The 23,599-nt window shown below is 54.5% G+C and carries 21 protein-coding genes; all 21 read right to left on the bottom strand.

Translation table 11 applies throughout. From position 1 onward, the window contains the following. Positions 1-29 precede the first annotated feature (29 nt). The 21 genes from ACFO9Q_RS10615 to yabP all read right to left on the bottom strand — a co-directional run bounded on the left by ACFO9Q_RS10615 (position 30) and on the right by yabP (position 23,593). A complete protein-coding gene (locus ACFO9Q_RS10615; protein WP_379181618.1) occupies positions 30-995 on the bottom strand; it encodes a peptidylprolyl isomerase in 966 nt (321 codons plus the stop codon). Between the two features lie 33 nt (positions 996-1,028). Continuing rightward, entirely contained in the window at positions 1,029-1,928 is a 900-nt protein-coding gene (gene hslO / locus ACFO9Q_RS10610; protein ID WP_379181616.1) for an Hsp33 family molecular chaperone HslO, read from the bottom strand. 2 nt (positions 1,929-1,930) lie between these two features. Further along, positions 1,931-2,701 (bottom strand): type III pantothenate kinase, encoded by a 771-nt coding sequence (locus ACFO9Q_RS10605; protein ID WP_379181614.1) that lies wholly within the window; start codon positions 2,699-2,701, stop codon positions 1,931-1,933. Next, positions 2,698-3,582, bottom strand: a complete 885-nt coding sequence (gene nadC, locus ACFO9Q_RS10600; protein WP_379181612.1) for a carboxylating nicotinate-nucleotide diphosphorylase — start codon at positions 3,580-3,582, stop codon at positions 2,698-2,700. The genes ACFO9Q_RS10605 and nadC overlap by 4 nt, the downstream gene beginning before the upstream one ends. Next, positions 3,575-5,188 (bottom strand): L-aspartate oxidase, encoded by a 1,614-nt coding sequence (nadB, locus tag ACFO9Q_RS10595; RefSeq protein WP_379181610.1) that lies wholly within the window; start codon positions 5,186-5,188, stop codon positions 3,575-3,577. Before nadB ends, nadC begins: the two co-directional genes overlap by 8 nt. 34 nt (positions 5,189-5,222) lie before the next feature. Further along, entirely contained in the window at positions 5,223-6,161 is a 939-nt protein-coding gene (nadA, locus tag ACFO9Q_RS10590) for a quinolinate synthase NadA (RefSeq protein WP_379181608.1), read from the bottom strand. Between the two features lie 298 nt (positions 6,162-6,459). Continuing rightward, positions 6,460-7,413 (bottom strand): ABC transporter permease, encoded by a 954-nt coding sequence (locus tag ACFO9Q_RS10585; RefSeq protein ID WP_379181606.1) that lies wholly within the window; start codon positions 7,411-7,413, stop codon positions 6,460-6,462. Between the two features lies 1 nt (position 7,414). Then, entirely contained in the window at positions 7,415-8,500 is a 1,086-nt protein-coding gene (locus ACFO9Q_RS10580; protein WP_379181604.1) for an ABC transporter permease, read from the bottom strand. Next, positions 8,497-10,032: an ABC transporter ATP-binding protein gene (locus ACFO9Q_RS10575; protein WP_379181602.1), complete on the bottom strand. Its 1,536-nt coding sequence runs from the start codon at positions 10,030-10,032 to the stop codon at positions 8,497-8,499. The genes ACFO9Q_RS10580 and ACFO9Q_RS10575 overlap by 4 nt, the downstream gene beginning before the upstream one ends. A 145-nt stretch (positions 10,033-10,177) precedes the next feature. Then, positions 10,178-11,251, bottom strand: coding sequence for a BMP family lipoprotein (locus tag ACFO9Q_RS10570; protein ID WP_379181600.1), 1,074 nt, complete (start codon positions 11,249-11,251; stop codon positions 10,178-10,180). Positions 11,252-11,709: 458 nt separating this feature from the next. Beyond that, a complete protein-coding gene (ftsH, locus tag ACFO9Q_RS10565; protein WP_379181597.1) occupies positions 11,710-13,713 on the bottom strand; it encodes an ATP-dependent zinc metalloprotease FtsH in 2,004 nt (667 codons plus the stop codon). 111 nt (positions 13,714-13,824) lie between these two features. Continuing rightward, positions 13,825-14,361, bottom strand: a complete 537-nt coding sequence (gene hpt, locus ACFO9Q_RS10560) for a hypoxanthine phosphoribosyltransferase (protein ID WP_379181595.1) — start codon at positions 14,359-14,361, stop codon at positions 13,825-13,827. A gap of 53 nt (positions 14,362-14,414) precedes the next feature. Further along, positions 14,415-15,845, bottom strand: a complete 1,431-nt coding sequence (gene tilS / locus ACFO9Q_RS10555) for a tRNA lysidine(34) synthetase TilS (RefSeq protein WP_379181593.1) — start codon at positions 15,843-15,845, stop codon at positions 14,415-14,417. A 45-nt stretch (positions 15,846-15,890) separates the two neighbouring features. Then, positions 15,891-16,826, bottom strand: a complete 936-nt coding sequence (locus ACFO9Q_RS10550; protein ID WP_379181591.1) for a serine/threonine protein kinase — start codon at positions 16,824-16,826, stop codon at positions 15,891-15,893. Next, positions 16,810-17,535, bottom strand: coding sequence for a vWA domain-containing protein (locus ACFO9Q_RS10545; RefSeq protein WP_379181589.1), 726 nt, complete (start codon positions 17,533-17,535; stop codon positions 16,810-16,812). Before ACFO9Q_RS10545 ends, ACFO9Q_RS10550 begins: the two co-directional genes overlap by 17 nt. A gap of 275 nt (positions 17,536-17,810) precedes the next feature. Continuing rightward, entirely contained in the window at positions 17,811-18,473 is a 663-nt protein-coding gene (locus tag ACFO9Q_RS10540; protein ID WP_379181587.1) for a hypothetical protein, read from the bottom strand. Position 18,474: 1 nt separating this feature from the next. Further along, entirely contained in the window at positions 18,475-20,946 is a 2,472-nt protein-coding gene (gene spoIIE / locus ACFO9Q_RS10535; protein WP_379181585.1) for a stage II sporulation protein E, read from the bottom strand. 794 nt (positions 20,947-21,740) lie between these two features. Beyond that, the gene (locus tag ACFO9Q_RS10530) at positions 21,741-22,283 is read right to left on the bottom strand and encodes a S1 domain-containing RNA-binding protein (RefSeq protein WP_379181583.1); all 543 of its coding nucleotides are present in this window, start codon (positions 22,281-22,283) and stop codon (positions 21,741-21,743) included. A gap of 104 nt (positions 22,284-22,387) precedes the next feature. Then, positions 22,388-22,696 (bottom strand): FtsB family cell division protein, encoded by a 309-nt coding sequence (locus ACFO9Q_RS10525; protein WP_379181580.1) that lies wholly within the window; start codon positions 22,694-22,696, stop codon positions 22,388-22,390. A gap of 13 nt (positions 22,697-22,709) precedes the next feature. Continuing rightward, a complete protein-coding gene (gene yabQ, locus ACFO9Q_RS10520; protein WP_379181578.1) occupies positions 22,710-23,312 on the bottom strand; it encodes a spore cortex biosynthesis protein YabQ in 603 nt (200 codons plus the stop codon). Continuing rightward, the gene (yabP, locus tag ACFO9Q_RS10515) at positions 23,309-23,593 is read right to left on the bottom strand and encodes a sporulation protein YabP (protein ID WP_379181575.1); all 285 of its coding nucleotides are present in this window, start codon (positions 23,591-23,593) and stop codon (positions 23,309-23,311) included. Before yabP ends, yabQ begins: the two co-directional genes overlap by 4 nt. Positions 23,594-23,599: the final 6 nt, after the last annotated feature.

Here is a 23,599-nt window from a genome sequence, read left to right as displayed (position 1 = left end):
CAATACCCATTGTGAGCCAAAAGCATCCCCTATGGAAGCGGAACTATGACTCTAGCCCCATACTTGTTCAACAGAGACTCTTCGACCTGACCGAGCGGTTGAGCCTTCGAGAGAGTAAGCCTCCTGCGTATCTCATCGTCCAGCTTCGTACCCTGAAGCCCCTTCGTCACTCTGCGCTCGGCTAATCGAATAATTGCATAACCGTCCTCCGTTGCAATGGGACCCGCAATCTCGCCCGTCTGAAGCCGGCTGGCTGTATCCAGCAGCTCTCCTGCGTAGAAGGGATCCTCCTCGTCCACGAAGCCGAGCGACCCGCCGGACTCCTTCGTATACGTGTCTATGGAATAGCTTCTCGCCACATCAGCGAACTCTTCCCCGTCCGCAAGCAGCCCCAGCACCTGATCTGCCTCATCCTTCGTCTCGGTCACGATCCATTCGAGTCCAAGCTGCGTCTTCGGTCCGTATTCACTCTCATGCTCACGCCTGTACTCGGCCACTTCCTCCTCCGTCACTTGGACGGATCTTGCAGCGATCTGCTCAAGCAGCAGCTTATACTTGATATCCTCCCTGACATCCTCCGGAGAGAACCCCAGCTGATCCTTCATGAACGCATAGAAGCTATCTTCGTCTTCATAGCCTTCCATCATGCTCGTCAGCTCATCCTGCAGCCGCTTCGGATCAACCTGCAGACCATGCGCTTCAGCCTCTTGATCGATGGCGCGATGAAGCATCATCGTTCGAAGAACCGCTCCGCCATACTGCTCCAGCAGCTTGTCCTGAAGCTCCTTCATCGTCACCGAGCCGCCCTCCAGCTCGGCGGCCAGCTGACTGACGGACTCGTTCGATCCCTGCTGGCCAGCAGGCTCTTCATCCTCGCCTGTATGCCCTCCCCCGATCGGACCCAACTTGTCCTGCGCAGGCATAAGCTTCATTATTACGAATACGGCAAGCACAATCATACACACAGCTTGAAGGATGACTATCCCCTTCAGCAACCGGTCTCTCCTCATTGTTGTTCCAGCCCCTGACTACTGTATCGGCTTCGGCTTCGCCTGATCAAGCAGCTTCTCCAGCTGCGTGCGGTCGAATGAGTAGGTCTCGTTGCAGAAATGGCAGACGACTTCAGCTTTTCCGTTGTCTTCGATAATTTGAGTTAACTCTGACTCGCCGAGCGATACAAGCGTCTGTTCAACCCGGTCTGATGAACACTTGCATGCGAACGCCAGCGGCAATGTATCATGAATAACGAGATCATCCCCGACAATCCACTTCAGCACGCCCTCCGGCGTCTCTCCTTGATCAAGCAGCGCTGTTACCGGCGGAATCATACCAACCGCCTGCTCCAGCTTCGTCAGCTCTTCATCGGTAAGTCCGGGAAGAATCTGTACGATGAACCCTCCAGCATGGATGACGGAGCCGTCCGTATCGACCAGTACCCCTAATCCAACAGCTGACGGCGTCTGCTCAGAGACAGCGAAGTAATAGGTGAAGTCCTCCGCCAGCTCCCCTGATATGATGGGGACACTTCCACGGTAGGGCTCCTTCAGTCCGAGATCCTTGCTAATATGAATGTAGCCGCTGCGGCCTACCGCACCAGCTACGTCAAGCTTGCCCTTGTCATTGCTGGCCAGATGCACATGCGGGTGGTCGGCATAGCCGCGGACTTCCCCATGCGCATTCGCATCCACGACGATCTGTCCAATAGGACCTTCGCCCTTCACCTGAATGGTCAGCTTCTCTTCGCCCTTCAGCATAGCACCCATGATGGCGCCGGCGGTTGCGGTCCGCCCTAGAGCCGCGGTCGCGGTTGGCATCGTGCCGTGCCTGCGCTGCAGCTCGCCCACCAGCTCGGTCGTACGCGCTGCGAAGACGCGGATCTTGCCGCCCCAAGCCGTTCCGCGAACTAGTATATCCTTATTGTGCTCCATCCTTACACCTCCTGATTTCTCTCATAGATAATGCGTAATCCCTCTAAGGTAAGCAGCGGATCCACCTCTTCAATCGTGTCCGATTCCGCTGCGATTAATTCAGCCAGTCCTCCAGTTGCAATGACGCGCGGGGATACGCGGAACTCCTTGCGAATCCGCTGTACGATTCCATCTACTTGCCCCGCATATCCGAATATAATGCCAGCCTGCATCGATGTCACAGGATTCCTCCCGATAACCGACTTCGGCCTGACCAGCTCGATGCGTGGAAGCTTGGCCGCCCTCTGGTACAAGGCTTCTGTAGAGATGCCTATGCCAGGCACGATGGCGCCGCCGAGGTAGCTGCCATGCTCATCGATATAATCGAAGGTAGTGGCGGTTCCGAAGTCGACGACGATAAGCGGCGTTCCATACTTCTCAATACCGGCAATGGAATTGACGATGCGGTCGGCTCCTACCTCGCGAGGGTTCTCATAGCGGATGTTAAGGCCCGTCTTGACCCCAGGGCCTACCACAAGCGGCGACTTGCGGAGATACTTCAGACATAGCTGCTCAAGTGTCCGCATGAGGGGAGGCACGACAGACGAGATAATGACTCCCTCAATCTGATCAAGCTTGACCCCCGCGAAGCTGAACAGATTGTAGATATTAATGCCGTACTCATCTACCGTCGCGGAACGATTCGTACTGAGACGCCAGTGGTGGAGCAGCTCCTTGCTCCGGTAGATGCCCAGTACAATATTCGTATTGCCTACATCAATGACAAGAATCAAGAGAAGCGCCCCCCCTTCTTCTCGTTCAGATCAAGCGAGATATCAAGCGCATGGAAGGAGTAGGTTAAGCCTCCTACGGAGATGACATCCACCCCGCATGCGGCCATGCTATAGATGGTGTCGATGCGCACGCCGCCGGATGCCTCGACCACGACATGAGGAGATCTCTCCTTAATAAGCATTACGGCTTGCTTCATGAGCTGTGTGTCCATGTTGTCCAGCATAATAATATCTGCTCCGCTTGCCAGCGCTTCCTCTACCTGCTCCAGCGATTCCGTCTCTACTTCAATCTTCATCGTATGTGGAATAACTCTGCGCGAGGCTTCGACGGCCGCACGAATTCCACCAGCACCCTTGATATGGTTGTCCTTGATCATTACCGCATCATATAAGCCGAAGCGATGATTATGTCCGCCACCGACACGAACCGCGTACTTCTCCAGCATCCGATGTCCTGGAGTCGTCTTGCGAGTATCGACTAGTCGGGTTGGCAGTCCATCCAGCGCCTTAACGAAGCTCTGGGTCTTGGTCGCAATACCGGACAGCCGCTGCAGCAGGTTCAGGGCAAGCCTCTCCCCGGTCAGCAAGCTGTGCGTACTCCCTTCCACCGTTGCAATGATCGTCCCGTGAGTCACGGAGTCGCCATCGCTCACCTTCGCCTCGAACTCAAGGGATGGATCTACAATCTCGAAGACAAGCTGCGCCACCGGCATTCCGGCAACTACCCCGCTGTCCTTCATATGAATAACAGCCTTGGACAACGATCCCGCTGGAATCGTTGAAGCTGTCGTGATGTCTCCGCTCCCGATATCCTCTGCCAGCCAGCTCTTGATCTGCTCGCGCAGTGTCTCATTGTAGCTGCCTGAGAGTAATTCAATCATGCTCAATCCGCTCCTCTGTTAAGCCGTATTCCCGATGAAGCACCGTATGCTTGCGCCAGAGAAGGTCATCCCGTTCGGGAAAATCCTCCCGGTAATGAGCCCCCCGGCTCTCTTCCCGCTGCAGAGCGGCTTCCGTCGTCAGCATGGCGCACGTAAGCAGATTAGCGAATTCATATTCCTCACGCTTCGTCAGCTCAGACTGGTAGATGGGCAGCTGGCGCTTCAGCTCCTCCAGCCCCTTGGCCAGCCCCTTCGCGTCACGCCGCAGGCCAGCATAGCGAACCATAATCTTCTGCAGCTTCAGCCGCTTCTCAACGACAGCCTGCATCGGAACGCCGCTGCGCTCCTGCTTGTATTCGACATGAATGCTACCGTAATGACCGTCCAGCTCTTGAATGCGCTTGATGATGCGGCGGCCGAATACAATCGCTTCGGACAAGGAATTGCTGGCGAGCCTGTTCGCTCCATGTACACCGGTTGAAGACACTTCGCCGCAAGCGAACAATCGCTTAATATTGGTCTCTCCATTCAAGTCGGTCTTCACTCCGCCCATCATATAATGAGCCGCCGGTGCAACCGGAATCCAATCGGTCGTCAGATCGAGACCATAGCTCAGACAGTACTCATAGATGTTCGGGAACCGATGCTTCACCATATCGGCAGACTCATGGGTGACGTCAATATAGACGAAGGTGGACTTCGTCTCCTCCATCTCGCTCACAATTGCCCTTGCCACCACATCGCGCGGGGCGAGCTCCAGCTGGTGATGGTAGCGCTCCATGAAGCGCTCCCCGCGAATGTTGCGAAGGACAGCGCCCTCCCCGCGAACCGCTTCGGAGATCAGGAAGCGCGGCGCCCCTGGGTAGCAGAGTGAGGTAGGATGGAATTGGAAGAACTCCACATCCTGTATGTAGGCGCCAGCGCGATAGGCCATGGCTATGCCGTCTCCAGTTGCCACTTCGGGATTCGTCGTATAGCGATACAGCTGTCCGGCCCCGCCAGAGCATAGTACCGTTGCCTTGCCTCGGACGAATAACCGGGATCCGTCCGGCTTCTGCACGAGTGCCCCCACACATTCGCCATCATCCGTAATGAGGTCAATGACGAAGTGATCATCCCATACTTCAATAGCCGGATTCTCCATTGCCTTCTCGGAGAGCGCACGGACGATCTCATAGCCTGTAGCATCCCCATTGGCATGCAGAATGCGGCGCTGGCTATGCGCCCCTTCCTTCGTCAGAGCGAACTCCCCGTTCTCCTGATCGAACTGCGTACCCATTTTAACGAGGTCCTTGACCCCCTTCGTTCCTTCGTGGACAAGAATATTCACCGCTTCATCCGAACAGAGTCCGGCTCCTGCGATTAGCGTATCCTGCCTGTGATAGGCGGGTGAGTCGTCCTCGGAGATGACGGCCGCGATGCCGCCCTGCGCATAGCGAGTATTGCTGTCGAGCAGTGACTTCTTCGTAATCATGAGGACAGAGCCTGTCTCACTTGCCCGTATAGCGGTAAAAAGACCGGCAATGCCGGCCCCGATGACAATCACGTCTGTTGTTATGACTGGAAGTTCATCCAGCGATACGTCAACCAAATATCTTGGAATCATGGCTGCTCCTCCATAGAGATGGGAGTAGCGCAGGCTACTTAACTAGCAGCATGCGCTCCAAGGACAATCGTGCTTGCTCCGCCACTTGCTCCGGAACGTAGATCTGCGGCTGCATCGTCTCCAAGCAGCGGACCAGCTTCTTCAAGTTGTTGACCTTCATATTGGGGCAGACCAGATACTTCGAGGCGAAGTGGAACGTCTTGTTCGGGCTGTCCAGACGAAGCTGGTAACCGGTTCCATCCTCTGTGCCTACGATGAATTCCTGAACGTCTGATTCCTTGCAATACTTAATGATAGCGGTTGTGCTTCCGACGAAGTCTCCGAGCTCTACCACTTCAGGTCGGCACTCTGGATGAACGACGAACTGAGCATTCGGGTACTTGGCCTTCATCTCTTCAACATCCTTGACGGTGAGCATGTCATGAGTGTTGCAGTAGCCTTCCCATATAATCATCTTCTTGTCCGTATGCTGCTGGACATAATGGCCGAGATTCTTGTCCGGTACCCAGATGACCTCATCGCCCTCGACCGAGTTAACGACCTTCACAGCATTGGCGGACGTACAGCATATATCGGTCTCCGCCTTAATCTCTGCAGAGGAGTTAATGTAGGTCACGACCTTGGCATTCGGGTGCTGGGCCTTCAGCTTGCGAAGGCCGTCTACATTGACCATATCCGCCATAGGACAGCCAGCCCGCTCGTCCGGGATAATGACCGTCTTGTTCGGCGCGAGGATCTTCGCACTCTCGCCCATGAAGTGAACGCCACAGAATACAATGACATCGGCATCGGTCTCCGCTGCCTTCTGGGCGAGCAGGAACGAGTCACCGCGGAAGTCGGCAACCTCTTGAATCTCATCACGCTGATAATAATGAGCTAATATGATGGCATTACGCTCTTGCTTCAATTGCAGCAGCCGTTCACGCAATTCCCTGTTCTGTTCTGCCTTGCGTTCCAGTGCTAATGCTTCCACAGGTAATCCTCTCCTCTTATGAGGGATGGGGGCTTCTAGGTGAAGTGCCCATTCCGAATGGGGCGCAGACTGATGTAAGCAGGTGACATTGTGAAATCATGCACAAACTTATAGAGTCGTTGCCTATAGTGTAAACCAAAAGGGATAAATTCATTTGATTAAGATTTAATTTACACTCGCTTAAGGAACCTGTCAACAACGGATATACGATGCCAGCGGCACTTGTTATAAAAAAACAAGCCCTGCAGTCCATATGTCATTCACACAGGTCTGCAGGGCTGTTCCAATACTAATAAGGCTACCGCTTGGCTGGGTCGTAGGGCTGACCGAGCGCCTTCGGCGCCGTGGAGCGTCCTACGGCTGCAGCAAGGACAATCAAGGTGAGCAAGTACGGCAGCATGTAGAAGAATTCGGTCGGAATGCTCTGCGACCACTCATACAATTGAGCAAAGTTGCGCAGCGCCTGTGCGAAGCCGAAGAAGATTGCCGCTCCAGCTACACCAATCGGATTCCACTTGCCGAAGATCAAGGCAGCAATCGCGATGAAGCCTTGGCCGGAGATCGTGTTGTGCGCGAAGTTGCTGGTCGTCGTGAGCGTAATCGTTGCCCCGCCAAGACCGGCAAGCGCACCAGATATCATCACACCGATGTAGCGATAGCGATTGACGTTAATTCCAACCGTATCGGCTGCGCTCGGATGCTCTCCGACGGAGCGGAGGCGCAGGCCGAACGGAGTTCTGTACAACACATAGTAACTTACTATAGTTAGCAGAATGACGATATACGTCGTTGGATGGGCGGTGAAGATCGCTTCCCCGAGCAAGGGGATATCAGACAAGCCCGGAATATGCCACTTGTGGAACGTCTCCTCAAGTGTAGGCGTCTGGCCGGAGCCTTCATACAAGCTCTTGGTCAAGTAGATGGAGAAGCCGAGAGCAAGTATATTAATGACGACGCCGACGACCGTCTGGTCCGCTCGGAACGTAATGGTCGATACCGCATGGAGCAAGGAGAATAGAATACCGAAGATCAGAGCCGCCAGGAATCCAATCCATGGCGATGCGCCTCCGTAGCCTGCACGAATGGAATAATCGGTCACGACTGCCGCGGAGAATGCGCCCACGACCATCAGACCTTCCAGTCCGATGTTAATCACCCCTGAGCGTTCCGAGAATAAGCCGCCGAGAGCGGTGAAGATAAGAGCAGCCGAGAAGACCAGCGTCGTATTAATGAGTTGTCCAAGTATCTCCATGTTAAGCTGCCTCCTTCCGCTTATCTGCTCGACGTGCCATGAACGGCTTCAATAGGAACTTCACGATACCGTGTGCCGCTACGAAGAAGACTACCGAGCCGATCACGATCCGCACGATCTCCGGAGGCACCTCTGCCCCGAAGCTCATTCCTGCTGAACCGTAGCTTAATCCTCCGAAGAGCACCGCACCCAGCAGGACACCGATTGGCGTATTGCCTCCCAGCAGAGCAACCGCGATGCCATCGAAGCCGTAGCCCGGAAGGCCTGCCATTACGGTCTGGTAGCCGAATACCCCTAGAATCTCGAATGCTCCGCCCAGACCAGCGAACACACCGCTAATGAACATAGACTTCATGAGAGTACGATTGACGTTCATACCTGCATAATGAGCCGCGTCTGGATTGTGGCCGACCGCACGCAGCTCGTAGCCTAGCTTTGTTTTCCACAGGATGATGAAGAACACGACTACACAGATAACAGCTACGAGTGTTCCCCAGTGAACGCGAGCATTGTCCATCAGTTCGGATAACCAGCCGATGGCCATGGATGCCGAGCCCGGAACCGTCTCCGTCTTCTGTTGGTTCGGCATGACGAAGAATCTGGCCATTAAGAAGTTCGCCAGGAATAGCGCAATCCAGTTCAGCATAATGCCCGAGATGACTTCATTCACGCCTCTAGCAGCCTTCAGCCAGCCGGCAATCGCAGCCCATAGGCCGCCGAACACCGCTCCGACAATGACGGCAAGCGGGGCATGAATGATCCAAGGCAATCCATCGATGGAGACCCCGATTATAGTAGCCCCTGTCATCCCCATGACGAATTGTCCCTCTGCCCCAATGTTGAACAACCCCGTACGGAAGGCGAAGGCGATGGCGAGACCGGTGAAAATAAGGGGAGTAATCGCGCGGACAGCTTCCGCCCGATCATAAGGCTGCTCGAACAGCTTGCCGAACAGTGAAGAGTACGCCAAGATCGGATCATAACCGCCGGCCAGCATGACAATGGCCCCAGTAATCAAGCCTAATATAATGGCTGTGAGCGGGACGAGAATCGAAGACTTGTTGAATACCTTACCGCCTGTGTTCATGACACTCGTCCTTCCTCTACCGTATTTCCTGCCATCATCAGGCCTAGCTGCTCATCGTCTCGAACATCCGCGTCCACTTCGCCCATCAGTCTGCCTTCATACATAACAGCAATCCGATCAGAGAGGGCATAGAGCTCGTCCAGCTCGAAGGAGATCAGCAGGATGGCCTTGCCATTATTCCTGGCTTCCACGAGACGCTTGTGCACATATTCAATCGCTCCGATATCAAGGCCGCGTGTAGGCTGAACTGCGATTAGAAGGTCTGGATCTTGCCATAGTTCGCGAGCAATGATAGCCTTCTGCTGATTCCCTCCGGATAATGCCCTTGCCTGCACACCGATACCAGAGGTACGCACATCGAACTCATCCACCAGCTTGCTCGCAAGTGTATTCATCGCCTTGAAGTCGAGGAATAGGCCGCGTCCGAATTCCGGCTCGAAGTAGCTGCCGAGAATCATATTCTCGCTCAGAGAGAAGTCTAGGACGAGGCCGTGCTTGTGTCGATCCTCTGGAATATGACCAACTCCAGCTACGGAGATCTCACGCGGGGAGCGATTCGTGACGTCTCTTCCGTTCAGCTGCACAACTCCGCCTTGCAGGCTGCGCATTCCCGTAATCGCTTGTACAAGCTCGCTCTGGCCGTTGCCGTCTACTCCCGCAATACCAAGGATCTCACCCGCACGAATCTGGAATTCGACGCCGTTCAGGATCGACTTACCCTGCTCACCCTTCATCTGAAGATGATTGACCGACAGGACTACGTCGCCCGGCGTGCTCTTCGTCTTCGACACTTGGAAGTTCACTTCTCTACCGACCATGAGGGAAGCGAGCTCCTTCTCATTCGTCTCTGCCTTCAGCACCGTACGGATGACCTTGCCTCGGCGAATAACGGTCACTCGATCCGCAATGGTCATAATCTCCTTCAGCTTGTGCGTGATGAGGATGATGGACTTGCCTTCCGCAGCCAAGCTGCGAAGAATCTCAATCAGCTCTTCAATCTCCTGAACGGTGAGCACGGCCGTCGGCTCATCGAAGATGAGGATGTCGGCACCGCGATACAGCGTCTTCAGAATCTCGACGCGCTGCTGCATCCCAACGGTTATATCTTGAATCCGCACCTGCGGATCTACTCTCAGACCATAGCGCTCGGAGATGCTCCGAACCTTATCATTCGCTTGCTTGTAGCTAATCGCAATTCCGTTACGAGGCTCATTGCCAAGCACGATATTCTCAGCCACTGTGAAGGGCTCTACGAGCTTGAAGTGCTGATGAACCATGCCAATGCCAAGATCAATTGCTGTGGAAGCGCCATCAATGACAGTAGGAACACCGTTCACAACAATCTCGCCTTCATCGGGCTGATACAATCCGAATAGAATATTCATTAGCGTGGACTTGCCAGCGCCGTTCTCGCCCAGCAGTGCATGAATCTCACCGCGGCGCAGTTCAAAATTAATGGAGTCATTGGCGACGAGGCCAGGGAATCGCTTCGTAATACCCTTCAGCTCAACAGCTGGTATGCTCTGGTCCATTCTCATCATCTCCCCGATAGGATCCGGTGACTAAATACTTACCTATGAATTCATAAAACAGGACAAGACCGGCCCCTAAGCCGGTCTTGTCGGATAATCAATCTGCCTTACCTCAAGATCGAGTTCCGAGCCGTCTATGCAAGTGTTATTTGCCAGGCTCAGTTGGGACCTTGATCTCGCCGGATACGATCTTCGCCTTGTACTCTTCCACCTTAGTCAGTACGTCAGCAGGCACGTTCTTCGTAGAAGTCTCTGGAAGACCAACCGCATCATCCTTCAGACCCAGCTCTTGAACGGAACCTCCTGCCCACTTGCCATCAACAAGATCCTTGGAGATCTTCTCAACAGCGGCCTTAACACCCTTCGTCATCGAAGTCAGTGTCACTTCATCACCGAACTCCAGGGATTGGTCCTTATCGACGCCGATAACCCATACCTTCTTGCCGGACTTCACACGTTCCTGCGCTTCATTGAATACGCCGTTGCCTGTTGCGCCGGAAGCGTGGAAGATAATGTCCACACCGTCATTGTACATCGTTGCAGCAGCTGCCTTACCCAGGTCAGGCTTACCGAAGTCGCCTGTGTAGTTAATGGATACCTTAGCATCAGGCTTAACTGCCTTCACGCCAGCTACGAAGCCTGCTTCGAACTTCGTAATGACCGGAATCTTCATGCCGCCAACGAAGCCAATCTTGTTCGTCTTCGTCATCAGGCCAGCTACCACGCCTACCAGGTAAGAACCTTCATGCTCCGCGAATGTAACGGAAGCTACGTTAGGCGCCTCTACCACGTTGTCGATGATAGCAAGCTTCGCGTCCGGGTTATCCTTCGCAACCTTAGCCATCGCTTCGGAGAATAGGAAGCCGATTCCCCAAGTCAGGTCATACTTATCACGTACGAATTGATTCAGGTTAGGCTCTAAGTCTGCATCGCCCTTGGATTCTAAGTATTTGACCTCTGCGCCGGTATCCTTCTTCACTTGCTGAAGAGCTTCCCATGCGCTCTGGTTGAACGACTTGTCATTCACGCCGCCTACATCTGTAACCATACCAATCTTGAGATCCGACTTCGGAGCATCTGGTGATGGTGATGCCTCATTGCCTGCGTTGCCGCCGGTATTGTTGTTCTTGCCGTCCTCATTGTTCTTCGCGCCGCATGCGGATAGGACAAGCGTCAGCACTAGGACGAGTACTAATGTCCAGCTAAGTTGTTTCTTCATTGCGATCTCTCCCCTGCTCTTATTATTGGTCCTGCCCGGAATAGCTGCTGCCTCATCGTACGTGTACATAGTCTCTGCTCTTCACGGCTGTTACTACACCATTATAATTACAAAAGTTCAAACGTCAATGAAATTGTGTCAGGAAAGGTGACGTGTTCCATCGAATTCATGGCAGTCAACAACTCATTGATGTTCACGATGTAACTTAAATGTAAGATTCTGGCCATAAAACAAAGAATATTACCCCACTTAAGGGTAGTTAATGAAGCCGTAACATCCCTATTATCGGCTATTCCCGAACATTGTTCAAGCCCTTCCTTAGCATAAATCCAAGGATCTCATCGCTCAATCCCTATTATTCCCCATAATCTCCCCATAATGCGTGAAAAAAGCTATCCCGCCACAAAAAGTGGGTCGGGATAGCTTCTTAAGTTGAAATATGTTCATGCCCAATGTTGTTATTGTTTATTCGGGTCGTCTGAGCCTTCACCCTTGTTCTCATCAAGAGCAGGAGGTTCGATCTCGCCTTCACGAGTCTGAATGCGAACCTTGACGCCGCCAACCGTGTCTACAATTGGATCAGCCGTCGATTCACCCTCAGGAGCGGAACTGCCCTCAGGCAGCTTGCCATCCAGTGAACCCGTCTCGATCAGTCGCTTAATCTGCTCCAGCTCGAGCGTCTCAACCTCTAGCAGCGTGTTCGCAATGAGATGCATCTCCTTGCTCTTCTCACTAAGGAGAGTCTTCGCACGGTCATAACATTGCGTGATGAAGTTCTGCATCTCTTGGTCAATCTCGTAGGCAATCGCGTCCGAGTAATTCTGCTCATGTCCGATATCACGGCCCAGGAACACTTGACCTTGGGAGGAGCTGCCGAACTGCATCGGTCCAAGCTTGTCGCTCATCCCGTACTCCATAATCATGCTGCGTACGATGGAAGTCGCTTGCTTGAAGTCGCTGTATGCGCCAGTGCCGATCTCACCGATGAACAGCTCCTCGGCAACGCGTCCGCCAAGCAATCCCGTAACCTTATCGAGAAGCTCTTGCTTCGTGACGAGCATACGGTCTTCCTTCGGAAGCATAATGACATATCCGCCGGCACGGCCGCGCGGGATAATCGTCACCTTGTGAACCATGTCGGCATGCTCCAGGAAGTAACCGGCAATGGTGTGTCCTGCTTCGTGATAAGCGACGATACGCTTCTCGCGATCGGAGATGACGCGGCTCTTCTTCTGCGTACCAACGATAACGCGGTCAATCGCTTCGTCCACTTCATTCATCGCGATGTCCTTCTTGTTGCGACGGGCTGCCAGGAGGGCTGCTTCATTCAGCAAGTTCTCCAGATCCGCACCGGTGAAGCCTGTTGTGCGCTTCGCAATAATGTCCAGACGGACATCCTTGTCGAGCGGCTTGTTGCGAGCGTGTACCTTCAGTACCGCTTCGCGGCCCTTCACATCTGGACGGTCGACCGTAATCTGACGGTCGAAGCGGCCCGGTCGAAGCAAGGCAGGATCGAGAATATCCGGACGGTTCGTTGCAGCAACGATGATGATTCCCTCATTCGCACCGAAGCCATCCATCTCTACGAGCAATTGGTTCAGCGTCTGCTCGCGCTCATCATGTCCGCCGCCGAGTCCAGCTCCACGCTGACGGCCTACGGCATCGATCTCATCGATGAAGATGATACATGGCGCGTTCTTCTTCGCATTCTCGAACAAGTCACGGACACGGGATGCGCCGACACCGACGAACATCTCGACGAAGTCCGAACCGGAGATGGAGAAGAACGGCACGCCGGCTTCGCCTGCAACGGCTCTGGCCAGCAACGTCTTACCTGTACCTGGAGGACCGACGAGCAGGACGCCCTTCGGAATACGTGCGCCAACCAGGTTGAACTTGCGCGGATCCTTCAGGAAGTCAACGACCTCCACCAGCTCCTGCTTCTCTTCGTCTGCCCCCGCAACATCCTCGAACGTGATGCGCTTCTTCTCTTCATTGTACAGACGCGCACGGCTCTTGCCGAAGTTCATGACCTTGCCGCCGCCGCCCTGGGCTTGATTCATAAGGAAGAAGAACAGGATGAAAATAATCACAAAAGGAATGATGGAAGTAAGGAACGTCAGCCAAATGCTAGGCGTATCCATCTTCTTCGCTTCAAACTCGAACTTGTACTTCTCCCCCGCATCCTTCAAATCCTCGCCGGCTTCGAGAGGAACTCTTGATACGAATTGATCGCTCTCCGCATCAGCAGGAGCTTTTCTATATTTACCTGTGACCCAATAAGTCTGACCATCGTACTTCATCGTAAGCTTAGCTACGTTGTCGTCACTGATAGCCTGTCGAAGCTGATCATAGCGAATGCCTACGGTGGTGTCATTCTGGTTGCTAATAAATTGAACGATCCCGACGGTCACCAAAAAGATGATCAAATAAAAACCAGTATTGCGGATGATCCGATTCATCCCCTACCTCCTCTCAAGACGCTTAAAATATTTTACCATAGCATGACTTTCCATCACAATAGAACCTCCTGTGACGAGCGGGACATGCAAGGGTGAATCGCTTAATCAAATTTATTCGTAAACTTCCGGCTTGAGCACACCGATAAGCGGAAGGTTGCGATACTTCTCTGCATAGTCGAGGCCATAGCCTACGACGAAGGCATCCGGAAGGGTGAAGCCTGTATAATCCGCCTCCAGATCGACGGTGCGGCGTGCAGGCTTGTCGAACAAGGTGACAACCGTAACCGACTTCGCATTGCGGCGCTCCAGCACATCAATCAGATAGCTGAGCGTCAGCCCGCTGTCGATGATATCCTCGACAATGAGGACATCCCGGCCTTCCACGGAGACATCCAGATCCTTAATGATCTTCACGACGCCTGACGACTTGGTCGAAGCCCCGTAGCTCGATACCGCCATGAAGTCAAGCTCCAGCTTGATATTCATCTCCTTAACCAGATCGGACATGAAGATGAATGCGCCCTTAAGGACGCAGATCACGAGCGGATTACGCCCTTCGAAGTCCCGGCTCAAGATCTCTCCGAGCTCCTTCACCTTAGCTGCGATCTGTTCCTTGTCATACAATACCTCTTGAATATCATTCAGCAACTTGAGAATCCCCCTACGTGTAATAACTATGTTTATGAGTATACCAGTGCATCTTATTCGTTATCCAGCGCATCTGCCTTGCGCAGCCGGAAGCCGATGACGTGCTTCGTCTGAGGACCGACCAGCGCATGGGCGGAACGCCGAATTCCGGGAATCCAGAGCAGCCGGCCATCCGCGTCCGCTAAGAGAGGGTACCTGTCCCGCTCGGACGGCGGAACCTTCTCATCGACGAACATATCTTGCACCTTTTTGGAACCATTTAATCCTAATACTTGAATTCGATCTCCGGGCTGCCGGCTTCGAACCGTGAGCGGATAATGAAGCTCGGCGGCGTCGAAGAAGGCTTCGAACCGATCTCCTGCCACACGTCTATCCCCTGCTCCGAGCGCTTCCAGCACATAGCCGCTGACAGGCAGCGGAAGCTCTCCGTGCTCTGGAACGATGCAGCTGAAGCCAGCTGCGCGGTCACTCCCGGCACTCACCCTCTGCCATCGCAGAAGGTCGTATTCCCGCACGCACTTGATTCCGCCATGTACATCCGCCTGCCAAGTGCTGGGAGCATCCGGCCTTGCTGCAGCCCGCATCCCCTCAATCTGCTCGTAGGAGATGGAATCCGCTTCCTGTGACAGATAATTTAATATTAGTTTAATCAATCTCCTTTGTAAAGCGACGTGAAGACCGGTCAAATCCTTGCACGCCAAGGCGTATCCCTCGGGCCGCTGAACGACGATCATCTGGAATTGCTGCAAGGTCTGGCTCTCCATCCACTCATCCTCGCCATGCGCCATCTCGGACAGATGCTGCAAGGATTCCGTGAGCCGCGGATTATATTGGGACAAGTAAGGAAGGACGTCCATCCGGATCTTATTCCGGAAATAATAGCGTTGTTCGTTGCTGCTGTCGATGCAGTAAGGCACCGCATGCTTCTCGCAGTAACGGAGCAAGTCTAACTTGTTCATACGAAGCAGCGGGCGGATGAGTTCCACGTTTCTCAAGCTGCGCTTCATGGTAATTCCAGCTAACCCGCCCGGGCCGGTTCCCCGGATGAAGCGCATGAGCACGGTCTCGGCTTGATCGTCGCCATGGTGGGCCAGCGCAATCTTGGACGCTCCGTACTTCGCAGCCGTCTGCTCCAGGAAGCCGTACCGCTTGCTCCGGGCTGCCGCCTGCGCGTTCATTCCTGTCTCTACTATATAAGCAGGCAGATCGAAGACGGCATATTCGAACGGAAGACCGAGCTCCTCCGAGAACCGCCTCACCGTCTCTGCTTCTCCCGCGGAGGCCTCCCGGAAGCCATGATTCACATGGGCGGCCACAATCGTAAGCTTATGTAATTCGGCTAACTTAGCCAGCATATGGAGGAGCGCCATTGAATCCGGGCCGCCGGACACCGCCGTCACCACCGTATCGCCTTCCTGCCAGAGCCCCTCCGTCCTTGCGAGCTCGCTGACCCGCTTCAAGATATCGCTGTTCTGCTCGTGCATGCAACCTTACACCCCATTACCCATCTAATCATGCTGCTACTCGCGCTACATGCCGCCTCGCACGATGAACCAGTACACGGAGGCGGCGAGGAGGAGCGCCGAGCCGGCGAACAGCCCCTTGAGCCAGCCGGGCGTAGACGCCGCCGGCCGCTGCTTGGCCCGCCGCGGGTGCATGTGCGTACGCCATGCGGCCGCGGCCTCGCCGGCGCTGGCGAAGCGGCCGGCGAGGGCCTGCTCCAGCCAGCCGCTGACGGGCCTCAGCGGCTGGCTGGCTTCCGCGAGCCGGAGGAGCTCCTCGGGCGAGCGGTTCTGCGGCAGCAGCGCGGCGGTCAGCTGCTGCAGCCGCTTGGGTTCGTGCAGCTGGAGGCAGAGCACCGCCAGCGAGAACAGGTCGTAGCGAGCATCGGCCGAGCGCGAGCCCGCATTCCAGTAGCCGCGGTCATAGATCTCGGTGAACTGGCGAACAGCCTTGCCTGCGGCGGTCACGCCGCCGTAGTCGACGAGTTCCACGTTGCCGTAATCGGCGACGAGAATATTCTCCACCTTGAGATCCCCGAACACCCATCCGTTCTCATGCAGCACAGACAGCTTGTTCAGCAGTCCCAGCACGACCAGCGGGAACCATTCCTTCCCATTCTGATCCATGTACTCCGAGAGCGTCACACCGCGCACGTACCGCATCGTATAGAACGGATAGTCCTTGCCCGTCACATCGCTGAAGTCATCGACGTCATAGAGGAACGGTTCCCCTCCGCCGAAGCTCTTCAGCTTGGACAGCGACTGGAGCACGTTAATCTCCGACTGAAGATCGACCGCATCCGCCCCGACCTTGAGCGCATACCACACCCGATCGCGCTGTACGAGGTACACCTTGCCGTTCGCCCCCTCGCCCAGCAGCCGCTCGACCAGGTACCTTCCCTGCTTCCACTTCCCCGTAATGATAGTGCCCTTGCGCAAGCTTAAGTTATACGACGTAGTCACTCATCATCCCATCCCGTTCATCTCTGCTTCTCTTACCATAATCCCCCCCGCGGTAAAAATCAATCACATGCATCAGAGCAGGTCCCGTCGGCGTCGTTCCTCCCATCTGCAATCTCGGGAATATCGCATGCACCCCGTTCAGATTGGAGGTCCAATCCCGGTCTAGCACACACTCCTCGCCATGCCGCGTTCCTGGAAAATGAAAGACAGACAGCTCGCTCTTCCCCTGCCGAGCCTGCAAGCTCAGCATGAGGTCCTGAATGGCCTCCTCGACCGCTGCCATCTTCGGCTTCATGCTCGCGCTCGCATCAATCAGCAGAGCAACCTTCAGCGCCTGCGTCTCGCCCAGCTCGTCAATGACCCGGACGACTTCGCCGCGCTTCTCTGGAGGCAGCGCCTCGATCGACCCGTTGCCCAGCACCTGCTTCAGCTCCTTCTGCACAGCCAGCTGCACCGTCTGCATGACCGTCTTGCGCGTCATCATCTGAACAGTCTGTGACAGCTGCCTCATATGGACAAGGCGGCTCATCCCTCCGCCAGCTCTAGCAATCTCTTCAATCTCTGCAGCACCGAGTTCTCCCACATCGCCATAGTCCAGCACCCCGACGACGTTCACCGATATCCCTTCCGCCTTCGCATGTGCCGCCGCTACGACCGGACTTGTACCTACATTGGAGCACCCATCCGTAATCAATAGAATCTGCTTCATTGCTGTTCCCTCCTTCTAGCATCTACTAACAGCTTTGCCTAGAATGAGCTCTCTTAACCTTCTAATCTGCGGTTCCAGCCCCAATACGAATAAGACATCCGTATGCGAATGGGCATACTAGATGTCTTGTATAGGGAACAGCCCTCATAAGACTGTCGATGAGTATAGGATGATTACAGTGATTACGGGCAGAAGTTGCTAGATGGGCCGATAGGCGTCTCCTCCTTCTTCTCCTTCATATTAGCAGGAATAGATCTTGTTGGTATGCAAAATGCTTAGGCATCTGTCTCCCATCTGGCTGTCTGCACAGCAGGTGAGCCTCTCGGCTGGCTGGCTGCTCGTTCACGAGACTCCGCATGCCGCTGCTTCTTGCCCTCTGTGTGCACCGCTTGCTCTGCGCCACTGATGATTCGATCTCTCTGTGCCGGGTGCCCTCCTCCTTGCCGCGACTTGTCGAAGGCAAGCACCTTCGCCCCGCTCTTGCGCGTCTCTGTATAGCCCTCACGAAGCCATCTCGCCTTGTCGCTCGACGCCGCTGGTTGCTTGCGAACCGGCATCGCAATGAGTTGGCCTAGCTTCGGTCTATGCCGGTCTGACCCTCCTGCAGCTGCAGCAGTTCCCGGCACTCCCCCTGCTGCCAAGGCCGCAGCAGCCGCTGCTTCGGCTGCTGCCGCGCGGATCCCCTTCACCTGGGCAGCGCTGAAGCTCGCCCCTCCTGCTCTGGTCGGCGTGGACATCGCTGCATCTGGCGTCCCACCAATAACTATTCCCCCTGCCGGAATCGCATACGTTAAGCTCACGGCCCCTTCCTCTTCCATTACCTCTAATCCCTCTCTCTTCTCCCCCTGCAGCCCGCTTCCAATCGTATGAATCATCTTCCTCAAGGCAGATACCGCTCCCTTAATCGCTTGACCCCAACCTATCGTAATTGCTGCCATCTTAGCTCACCGTCCTTGGACGCTCGATTTTGGATACTCCCGGCCAGCGGAATGACGCCCACTCCGGCATATGCTTGTCCACACGTGCTACGACGACCGTCATATCGTCGATAATCGCTCCATCATGATGGCGGACGACCGTCTCCAGCAGCGCATCGGCCATCTCCTGCGGGTCATTCGTCTTCATCTCGCCGAGCACCCGCTTCATCCACATCTCCTTGTTCACCGCAAGCCCAGGAGCATCATAGATGCCGTCGCTCATCATAATGAGCGTATCCCCTGGCTGCAGCTGCATCGTCACCAGATCAATATCAATATCCTGCAGGATGCCGATAGGCAGATTGTTCGCCGTGATCGGAATCACCTCGTTTCCTCGTTTGATGAAGCTTGGGGTAGAGCCGATCTTCATGAAGGTCGTCTTCGCCGTATTCAGATCAATAAGCGCTAAGTCCACCGTGGCGAACACCTCGTCGCTCGAGCGCAGCAGCAGGACAGAGTTGACCGACTTCACGGCCAGCTTCTCATCCATCCCCGACTGCAGCAGCTGCTGCAGAATGGACAAGGCTGCACTGCTCTCTTGGCGGGCACGCTCGCCGTTGCCCATGCCGTCGGATATGGCCACCGCATACTTGCCGTTGCCAAGCTCCACGAGCGTGAAGCTGTCTCCCGACAGCAGGTCGCCGCCCTTGGCTGCCCCGGCAATGCCGGTCTCGATCTCGAACTCCTTCGCCGAGCCGAACACCACGAGCGTAGGCTCGCCGTTCCGCTCCGGCCGCCGCTCAGACTTCACGGCGATATGCTCGCCGAGAATGTCCGAGAGGAGCGGTGCGATGATTTTGCGACACTCGTCATAGCCTCCTCCGAACAGATGATATACCTCTACCTCAACGTTCCCCTCCTCCAGATTAATGACATCGATGTCCTGAATCGATAGGCCAAGCCCCTCCAAGGCTTCTCTAATCTGCTCCTCCTGCAGATGCAGCGTCTGTCCCTCCCGCTTAATCTCTCTGGCCAGGTCCTCCATCACCTGGGATACGCCCGACAGCTGATCGGCGACCAATTGACGGGAGTCATAGATCTGCTTCTTCCAATGCATATCATTCTTGTACAGCTCATACTGGCTCTTCATCAAGGAGAGCACCTGGTTCGTCTTGATGCAATGGGCTGCCCAAGAGCGGGGAATATCATTCACCGCCGGCACCTTATCTCCTTCCACCGTCGTCATCATCTCTGTCATGACCTTGTAGGTCTGATAGAACTTGTCCTCCCAGCACATATTCTTCCGATGGCAGGTCGCACAGCTCCTCTCCGCCACGGCGTTCATGAAGTGACCGAGCTCCTCCTCCCGCTTCGCCGCTACTTCCCCTCCATTCAGTTGACCGAAGCTGCGGGACAGCTGCTTGAACACCTCCGAGTACTGCGATACTCGCTGTGCGGTCACCTCTCTCACACGCTTCGCATATTCATGCTGCGACTTCGCATGCTCGTTCGTTCCGGGAACGTACCGAGCGATGGTTCGAATCATCATTCTCGGGGTAAGCATGAATAACACCGCTGCGGCGACAGACTCCCAAGTGGACGACATCACGTCGGCTTGGTTGCCTACATAGATGGACAAGATGGACGTTCCGAGCAGCATGCCGAACGCCACTGCCATCTTCCCTCCTTCACGGAGCAGTCCGGCTAATAGACCAGAGAAGGCGAGAAGGCTCATCTGTACGATGGAGTGAATGTCTGCCAGGCTCAAGATGAGTCCAGCGACGACTCCGACCGAAGCCGCCAGAGGCGCACCGCCAGCAAGCGCGAACAGCAGCAGCATATACCGGGACATCACATGCTCGGCCGACATATCGTAGAACACCCAGCCGACGGCGCCTGTCATGACGGATGCGAGGAGAATCATTAGGCAGATGATCTCCTCATTCTTCAGAGATGCCGTCTTCTTCGACATCGTCAGGACAGGGATCGCTTGAATGAACACGAGCGTCAGGACGAAGCCGAGCCCCGCCTCTACAGCCACGAGCATGAAGTCATACCAGCCCAGCGCATTATCTATGAAAACACCGAACAACTGCACAAGCATCGTCGAGATGAACACGAGCAGCGGGGCGGTGGAAAGTTCGGCCTTCTCGTAAGTCTCTAACCCTCGTATGAGCAGATACAGGACTGCGATCTCCATCGCGATCCACATCGGCGCAGGGGTAACGGCGAACCAGCTTCCAACGACGAGGGACAAGCCTGCCCATAAGTAGATATCCTTACGCATGAAGTAGATGACGGCGAAGTAGGCTGCCGCGAACGGCATAAGGGATTCCAGGATGACAGCTCGGCCTAACAGGAAGCCTACCGCAACGAGCAGAATGGCCCATTTCTTAGAGATTACGACTTGAAGCCATTTTGCAGCAGCTGCCCTCTCGCTTCCCTTGCGAATAGCCGCTTGCACTCTGCCCGCCTTCTTTATTCCAGGAAACATCACTACGTTTTCCTTGTCCACGCTCAGACACCACCATTTCCGTTTTGTTATCGTGTTCCCCATTATAGGAGGGTCCTCACAGGAAGTTTGTCAGAAGACGTAGGGCGAACCAAAGTTTTTTCCGACAAAGAATCAGCCGCTCGCGCTGCTTGTCAGGAGGCGCTGGAGGCAGGCGGCGTAAGCATTCGACTCTGTCACGACATTTGGTGGATGGGGAATGCTGGAAGCTAGTTGTAGTTGTAAGCGCTCTTATTTTTGGCGAAACGGAGTCCGAACCTGTCGGGTTATTAGGTTATCGCGGGGAAAATTTATGGAATAAAAATCGGTGCCATGCATAAGAGTGGTGGAATCGACAGACCATTCGGCTGGGGACAGGCTGATGAGCAATGAGCCGCATCCTTCGGCAAGCCATTCGTCAGACTTCTACTTGCCGCGGAGGAAGATAGCGGGCTGGAGTTGGGCGAGTTGGGCTTCAGGACAGGCTAGAGAGCCGACATGCTCAGGGTTCGAGTATACGTTAACGCGGATATTCCATGTTAAGTCGGCTTAGCTGGAGGGTCAGAGTGGTCTTAAGGAGGTTTATCCGCGTTAAGTCTCTCTGAGCAGGGAGGACAGTGGGACCTGCGCATGCGGCTCACCAGAAATGCTGAAGCATCACATTCCGATGCTGTTCCATCTCCAGCCGTGCCGTGCCGGAGTTCCCCAGCTTGTGCCAGCGGCTCTCCATACTAGCATCCGGACGCAAAAAAAGCAGAACCCGAAGGTTCTGCTCCTGTATGAAATATGACTGCGCGTTATACCCGCTTAGCTCCACGGCCGCCGCGCTTGCCTTCCGTGTTCTTTTTAAGGGATGAGATACGTTCTTCACTGTCCTTCAGGAAGCGTGACACTTTATCCTCGAAGGATGGCTTACCGAATGGCGCTCTGCCTTGGGAGGATTTGTTGAAAGGACGTCCGCCGCGATCTTGACCGCCGCCGCCGCCGGGACCACGATTAAACCCGCCGCCGCCACCACCGCCGCTAGGACGATTGAAGCGTTCGCCGCCACCACCACCGCTGCCTGAACGCTCGCGTGCAGGAGGAGGCTGATGACCTTCTGGACGGTCTATTGCTTGCTTAATGGAGAGCCCTATCTTACCGTCTTTGTCCACATTGATAACCTTAACCTTGACGACGTCGTCAATCTTCAGGTGATCCTTCACGTCCTTGACGTAGTTGTCGGCAATCTCCGAGATGTGAACGAGCCCTGTGACACCTCCCGACAAGTCGACGAATGCCCCGAAATGCGTAATGCCTGTCACTTTACCTTCCAACTTGGCGCCCACTTCTATTGCCATAAAATAAAATGTTCCTCCCTAAACGTTTTGCGATAGTTCTAACTACTTTAATTATAGCGCAAGCCAAGAAGCAAGGTCAACAGACGTTCACCCTGCCAGGCTGTCTATTCCGTGTGAATTTGCTGCTCGCCCTGCTTGACCATACCTTGCTCCTTGGTCGCAATCTGAGCAATATATTCGGGATCACTGAGCCGGTCGATCTGCTGCTGCAGCTCGCTCTTCTTTCCTTCAATCTCACTCTTGCTCTCTATTACAGACGATAGCTTAGCTTTAGTAGCACTTTGCTGGCTTGCCTGGTTCAGGATCGTATAGGTCGCCCAGCTCATGAAGAGCACGATTCCGATCATCCATATCTTAATTCTTCGCTTAGATCCGGCCTGGACAGTATTCTTAACAACAGCTGAAGACGCCAACGCTTATTACCTCCTAGAACCATTTTTTCCACAAAGTTATTGTTCCCCCTCTCACCTTCTGCCATCTGGCAGGAAGCTCCCACTTCCGAATTATGGGCATGACCCAGCCTCCGAGAGGGCGAGTAACGGGCTTCAATATCCATAATAGCAATAGCCAAAAAGGACGTACCAATTGTACCACAATCTTCAAAAGGAATACAGTAAACGCCGCGGCAAAGCCCAATAGGACGAGAATAAGCTTGTACAATAATAGAATCGGCTTAATCACGAGAATATCTACGCACTTCATGAAGAAGCGAATCAGAGCGCGCACGGCCCCTATTAACCATACAGTTAGCGCAATCACCGGCTTGCTGAACAGCCAGTAATAACAGACAACCCCAATGAGCAGCCCGAGGAAGACATACGCCCGCACCTCGCCGTTGTTGCTGGCATACAGCACTCGGAATACGATGATTGTAGCAGCCGTCCAGTATATCAAGTCGAGCATCGGAAGCCACCAACGAGCCAGCTTAAGCTCATTCGACACGACCCGGTAGCCATCGAAGACCGCTCCCATGCCGACGCCGGACAGCAGCATCATGGCCATCGTCCACCATTGCATGCTAAGTGTCACTTGAATAGCTTCCCTAGCAATCCCCTGGACTTGGAAGAAGTGTTAGCGTCCAGATAGGCGAGAGAGTGGACATAGCCTTCAATGGCAACTAAGCCTTGCTCCAAGCTTAGATGCTTAATATGCAAGTTCTGTCCCTTAATCGTCAGGAAGCCAAGATCCGTCTCCAGCAGGAATTCTTCGCTGTCGAAGCTCTCCACATTCAATACGCCTGTAATCTCCAGCAGCTTGCGGTTCAGCATCTTCACTTCCTGCCGCTTCTGCCCCTTCAATTGGTCATTCATAGACTC

The organism is Paenibacillus sp. GCM10023252, assembly GCF_042653305.1.
GTDB lineage: Bacteria > Bacillota > Bacilli > Paenibacillales > Paenibacillaceae > Pristimantibacillus.
Note: the sequence above shows the minus strand (reverse complement) of the source record. Positions and strands in the feature narration are given on the sequence as shown.